This window comes from Phenylobacterium sp., from assembly GCF_030697925.1.
Classification (GTDB): Bacteria; Pseudomonadota; Alphaproteobacteria; order Caulobacterales; family Caulobacteraceae; genus Phenylobacterium.
In genome coordinates, this window is the sequence record NZ_JAUYOJ010000145.1 from 1 (window position 1) to 5,913 (window position 5,913).

The window sequence follows — 5,913 nt, forward strand, 5'->3', positions numbered from 1 at the left end:
ATGCTCGGCGAAGATCTTGCGGATGGCGCCGGTCATGGCCATCCGGTTGTCGGTGTCGATATTGATCTTGCGCACGCCGTGCTTGATGCCGCGCTGGATCTCTTCCACCGGCACGCCCCAGGTCTGGGGCATCTCGCCGCCATATTGGTTGATGATGTCCTGCAGGTCCTGCGGCACCGAGGAGGAACCGTGCATCACCAGGTGGGTGTTGGGCAGGCGGCGGTGGATCTCCTCGATCACCCCCATGGCCAGGACGTCGCCGTCGGGCTTGCGGGTGAACTTGTAGGCCCCGTGGCTGGTGCCCATGGCGATGGCCAGGGCGTCGACCTCGGTGGCCTTCACGAACTCGACGGCCTGGTCGGGATCGGTCAGCAGCTGGTCATGGCCGAGCTTGCCCTCGAAGCCGTGGCCGTCTTCCTTCTCGCCCATGCCGGTCTCGAGAGACCCCAGCACGCCGAGTTCGCCCTCGACCGAGGCGCCCACCCAGTGGGCCATGTCGACCACATTGCGGGTGACCTTGACGTTGTAGTCGTAGTCGGCCGGCGTCTTGCCGTCGGCCTTCAGCGAACCGTCCATCATCACCGAGGTGAAGCCGTACTGGATCGCGGTCGCACAGGTGGCTTCGTTGTTGCCGTGGTCCTGGTGCATGCAGATCGGGATGTGCGGATACATCTCGGCCAGGGCGTCGATCAGGTGCTTCAGCACGATGTCGTTGGCGTAGGAACGCGCGCCTCGGCTGGCCTGGATGATGACCGGCGCGTCGACCGCGTCGGCGGCCTCCATGATCGCCAGGCCCTGCTCCATATTGTTGATGTTGAACGCCGGAACCCCGTAGCCCTGCTCGGCCGCGTGATCCAGAAGCTGTCTCAAAGTAACCCGGGCCATGCCCTGCCCTCCAAAAGTCGTATCTAAATGGCCAGCGCTGCCACTCCGGGCAGCTCCTTGCCTTCCATCCATTCAAGAAACGCGCCGCCCGCCGTCGAGACGAACGTAAAATCGTCCGCGCAGTCGGCAACGTTCAGGGCAGCGACTGTATCACCCCCGCCGGCCACGGCCACCAGCTTGCCGGCCTTGGCCCGTTCGGCCGCGTGGACGGCGGCCTCGACGGTCGCCTTGTCGAAGGGCGGAACCTCGAAAACCCCCAGCGGGCCGTTCCAGATCAGGGTCGCCGAGCCGTCGATCGCCGAGATCAGCTTGGCCAGGGTCTTGGGGCCGGCGTCGAGGATGCGGTCGGCGGCCTGGATGTCGGCCAGGTCGCGGACGTGGGCCTCCACGCCGGGCTTCACCTCCTGGGCGACCACCACGTCGATGGGCAGCAGCAGCTCGCAGCCGGCGGCCTTGGCGCTCTTCATGATCTCCCGGGCCGTGTCGGCCAGGTCGTGCTCGCAGAGCGAGGCGCCAACATCGACGCCCTGGGCCGCCAGGAAGGTGTTGGCCATGCCGCCGCCGATGGACAGCCGGTCCAGCTTCTTCACGAGGTTGTTCAGCAGGTCGAGCTTGGTGGAGACCTTGGAGCCGCCGACGATGCCCAGGACCGGGCGCTTAGGCTTGCCCAGCGCGGCTTCCAGCATCTCCAGCTCGCGGCGCATCTGCTCGCCCGCATAGGCCGGCAGCAGCCGGGCGATCCCCTCGGTGGAGGCGTGCGCCCGGTGGGCGGCGGAGAAGGCGTCGTTCACATAGAGATCGCCGTTGGCGGCGAGCGCCTTGGCGAAGTCGGGGTCGTTCTTCTCCTCGCCCGGGTGGAAGCGGACGTTCTCGAGCAGCAGCACGTCGCCCGGCTTCATCGCCGCGATAGCGGAAGTCGCGACCTCGCCCACGCAGTCGGGGGCAAAGGCCACCGGGGCGCCCAGCACGTCGGCCAGGGCCGGGGCGATGGGCTTGAGGCTCATCGCCGGTACGACCTTGCCCTTTGGCCGATCGAAGTGGGCCAGCAGGACCACCTTGGCCCCGCCCTTGGCCAGCTTGGCGATGGTCGGGACCACGGCGCGCAGGCGGGTGTCGTCCGACACCTGTCCATCGGCCATGGGGACATTAAGGTCAACGCGCACCAGGGCGCGCCGGCCCTGGAGTTCGGCGTCGTCGAGGGTGCGGAAAGTCATGGATCTGATCTAGATCAGCTTGGCCATGGCCAGCGCGGTATCGGCCATCCGGGTGGAGAAGCCCCACTCGTTGTCGTACCAGGAGAGCACCCGGCCGAGGCCGCCGTCGATGACCTGGGTCTGGGCCAGCGCCGCCGTCGAGGAGGCGGCGATGTGGTTGAAGTCGATGGAGACCAGCGGATCGTTGGTCACCGCCAGGACGCCCTTCAGCGGGCCGCTGGTCGCCGCGGCGGTCAGGGCCTCGTTGATCTCTTCCTTGGTCAGCGTGCGTCCGGGGACCCAGGTCAGGTCCACCACCGAGACATTGGGGGTCGGCACGCGGATCGAGGAGCCGTCCAGCTTGCCCTGCAGTTCCGGGATCACCAGGCCCAGCGCCTTGGCCGCGCCGGTGGAGGTCGGGATCATCGACATGGCCGCGGCCCGCGCCCGGTAGAGGTCCGAGTGCATGGTGTCGAGGGTCGGCTGGTCGCCGGTATAGGAGTGGATGGTGGTCATATAGCCGCGCTCGATGCCGGCCAGGTCGTGCAGGACCTTGGCGATCGGGGCCAGGCAGTTGGTGGTGCACGAGGCGTTGGAGACCACCAGGTCGGCGGCGGTCAGGGTCTCGTGGTTCACACCGTAGACGATAGTCTTGTCGGCGTCGGCTCCCGGCGCCGAGATGAGCACCCGCTTGGCGCCGGCGTCGAGGTGGGCCTTGGCCTTGTCCCTGGAGGTGAACAGGCCGGTGCACTCGAAGGCGATGTCGACGCCGAGTTCCTTGTGCGGCAGCTCGGCCGGATTGCGGATCGCGGTGACCTTGATTTTGCCCAGGCCCACATCGATCGAGTCGCCGTCGACGGTGACCATGCCCGGGAACCGGCCGTGCACGCTGTCGTAGCGTAGCAGGTGGGCGTTGGTCTCGACGGGGCCCAGGTCATTGATGGCGACGACCTCGATATCGCGGCGCGCATGTTCGACGATCGAGCGCAGGACCAGCCTGCCGATGCGGCCGAAACCATTGATGGCGACGCGTACGGTCATCGAGAGAACTCCTGAGCCAAGTGATTGCGGCGGTTTCTTGAGGCGCGGGCGCGTTTAGTCAACCCCTGGCGGGGTCAACTCTGGCTGCGTTTTGTGACGGGACGGGCTCCACTTTGTGGTGAACCCAACCCCACAACTGTCATCCGGCCGCAGCGAAGCGAAGAGCCGGGACCCATGAACACCGGATGGTCCCGGCTATGGCGCCATCATCGAAGGGTAGAGGTCACCCCAGTCGGGGTTCTCATTTTCGATCAGCTCGATCTTCCAGTCGCGCCGCCAGCGCTTGAGCTGCTTCTCGAAGTGGATGGCCTCAGTCACCTCGCCGTAGGCGCGCCACCAGACCAGGCGGGTGACGCCATATCGCTTGGTGAAGCCGGCCACCTCCTTGACCCTGTGTTCGGCGATCCGCCGTTCGAGGCTGTTGGTCACGCCGACATAGAGCGTGCCGTGCCGTCGGCTGGCGAGGACGTAGACGTAGTAGCTCAACCTTGCGCCATCAGGTGTTCATGGGTCCCGGATAAGCGCTCCGCGCTTTCCGGGATGACACACGGGGATTACTGAACCTTCGACTTCAGCGCCGCTTCCAGGCCCGGCGCGAACGCCGCGCCGTGGGGCACGGTCATCGAGGTCTTGGCGAGCGCCGCGCCGAAGGGTTCGGCCCGGCCGCCGAGGCAGCGCTCCAGGAAGTGCTCTGCGACCGCATAGAAGGCGATGTTGTTCTCCGGCCGGGCGAAGCCGTGGCCCTCGTCGGGGAACAGGGCGTAGGTCACCGGGATGTTCTTGGCCTGCAGGGCTTTGACGATCTGATCGCTCTCGGCCTGGTTCACGCGGGGATCGTTGGCGCCCTGGCCGATCAGCAGGGGCTTCCTGATCTGGTCGGCCTTGGTGAGCGGCGAGCGTTCCTTCAGCAGGGCCGCGCCCTCCGGCGTGCCGGGGTCGCCCATCCGGCGATACATCTGCTTGCGGCCGGCCTCCCAGTAGGCGGGCACCGAGGCGAGCAAGGTGTTGAGGTTCGAGGGTCCGACGATATCCACTCCGCAGGCGAAGACGTCGGGGGTGAAGGCCAGGCCCGCCAGGGTGGCGTAGCCGCCATAGGAGCCGCCCATGATCGCCACCTGGTCCTTGGTGGTGACGCCGCTCTTCACCGCCCAGTCGACGGCGTCCAGCAGGTCGTCATGCATCTTGGCGCCCCATTCCAGGTTGCCGGCGTTGACGTAGCTCTTCCCGAAGCCGGTGGAGGCTCGGAAGTTCGGCGACAGCACCGCGTAACCGCGGTTGGCCAGCCACTGATGCCGGCCGTTGTAGCCATGGACGTCGCGGCCCCAGGGTCCGCCGTGGACCAGCAACACCATGGGCAGCGGCTTGTCCGGCTTGCCGTCACCGTTGCTATCGGAGCCTGGCGGCAGGGTGAGGTAGGATGGCTGGATCAGGCCGTCGCGCGACCTGATCTCCACCGGGTGCATGGCCGCTAGGGTCGCTCCTTCCAGTTCCGGCTGCACGGTGTAGAGCTTGGAGATATTCCTGGCCTTGCGGTCATAGAGATAAAGCGCCGGCGAAGCGGTGACCGGGTCCACGACGACGGTCCAGAGGTCGTCGGCGTCGGCGCGCGAGGTGACCTGAATCTCGCCCTCCAGATTGGCGTTCAGGAACTCCAGGTCGCCCTTGACCGCGGGGTCGATCACCTTCCATTCGGTGGTCAGGTAGTTGACCGAATAGGCCTCGGCCTTGCCGGTCTTCGGATTGAACATGGCGCGGAGCACGTCGACCTTGGGGCTCTCGCCCACGACCGTTCGGGCGCCGGTTTTCACGTCCTGGGCCACCAGGGCCGAGGTGTTGCGGCCGCGGCTTTCACCCCAGTAGAGGATCGATCCGTCTGCGGTGTAGCCCATGGGACCGGTGGCGCCGTCGTCTTCGAAGTCGATGCTGTCCATCGGCTTGTCGGAAACCTTGCCGTCCTCGATGGCATAGAAGTCGGTGCCGCCATCGGAGCGCGACTTGGCGCCGCCGCGCACCTTGAGCTGCTCGTCGATCATAAACCTGCCGAAGCCGTCGTTCTGGAACACCAGGGTCAGCTTGCCGGTCGCAAGGTCCAGGCTGTGGACGTCGTGCCAGCGCGCATCGCGGTTGTTCAGGCCGATGACGATGCGGTCCTGGACCTCGCGGCTGATGTTCAGCACCTGGACGCGGGTCTTCTCGAAGGGGGTGAGCGTCGTTTGGACGCCGCTGGCCACCTCGACCCCGTACAGCAGGAAGTTCTCGTCGCCGCCCTTGTCGTTGACGAACAGGATCTGGGCGGAGTTCGGCGCCCAGAAGTAGCTGCGGATGGGCCGGGTCTTCTCGTCGGTGAGCGGCTTGGCCTTGGCCGGCTCGGCGATCGGCGCGACCCAGATGTTCTGCACCCCGTCGCGCGGCGCGATCCAGGCCAGCCACTTGCCGTCCGGGCTGATGCGGCCCTGGCTGCGGCTGGGATTTCCGAAGAACTTGGTCCGCTCGATCAGCGGGGCGGAGACGCCGGGGGCGGCCTGGGCGGTCATCGCAACCATTCCCAGGGTGAGGGCCGCGGCGGCGACCAGAAGCTTGCGCATGAGAATTCTCCCGACATCGGCCGGGATGCTAGGCGGAGCCGTGGCGGGCGGCAAACTCTGGGTGGCGCCCTAGAGCGTTTCCCGATCATGTTGACGCATATCCTGCGGCCTTGAAGTAGTTGGCGCAGATCTCTGGTGTGAACTGGTCGAGGATCTGGCCGATGCGGTTCCAGAGGGCGTCGACGGATCGTTCGGCGGCCTTTCTGAGG

Annotated in this window: 5 protein-coding genes; all 5 read right to left on the bottom strand. The window is 66.6% G+C overall.

Annotation, left to right across the window (positions count from 1 at the left end; genetic code table 11):
* The coding region (gene fba, locus Q8Q88_RS13445; protein WP_305675695.1) for a class II fructose-bisphosphate aldolase at nt 1–885 on the bottom strand (885 nt) is incomplete at its 3' end.
* A 23-nt stretch (nt 886–908) separates the two neighbouring features.
* Nucleotides 909–2,099: a phosphoglycerate kinase gene (gene pgk / locus Q8Q88_RS13450; protein ID WP_305675696.1), complete on the bottom strand. Its 1,191-nt coding sequence runs from the start codon at nt 2,097–2,099 to the stop codon at nt 909–911.
* A 9-nt stretch (nt 2,100–2,108) separates the two neighbouring features.
* Nucleotides 2,109–3,119, bottom strand: a complete 1,011-nt coding sequence (gap, locus tag Q8Q88_RS13455; RefSeq protein WP_305675697.1) for a type I glyceraldehyde-3-phosphate dehydrogenase — start codon at nt 3,117–3,119, stop codon at nt 2,109–2,111.
* A 195-nt stretch (nt 3,120–3,314) separates the two neighbouring features.
* The gene (locus Q8Q88_RS13460) at nt 3,315–3,605 is read right to left on the bottom strand and encodes a GIY-YIG nuclease family protein (protein ID WP_305675698.1); all 291 of its coding nucleotides are present in this window, start codon (nt 3,603–3,605) and stop codon (nt 3,315–3,317) included.
* 68 nt (nt 3,606–3,673) lie between these two features.
* Nucleotides 3,674–5,704, bottom strand: coding sequence for a S9 family peptidase (locus Q8Q88_RS13465; protein WP_305675699.1), 2,031 nt, complete (start codon nt 5,702–5,704; stop codon nt 3,674–3,676).
* Nucleotides 5,705–5,913 lie beyond the last annotated feature (209 nt).

Bases quoted from the DNA above. Each gene is read 5' to 3' on its own strand.
- gap (WP_305675697.1), bottom strand. From the start codon at position 3,119: ATGACCGTACGCGTCGCCATCAATGGTTTCGGCCGCATCGGCAGGCTG.
- Q8Q88_RS13465 (WP_305675699.1), bottom strand. From the start codon at position 5,704: ATGCGCAAGCTTCTGGTCGCCGCCGCGGCCCTCACCCTGGGAATGGTT.
- pgk (WP_305675696.1), bottom strand. From the start codon at position 2,099: ATGACTTTCCGCACCCTCGACGACGCCGAACTCCAGGGCCGGCGCGCC.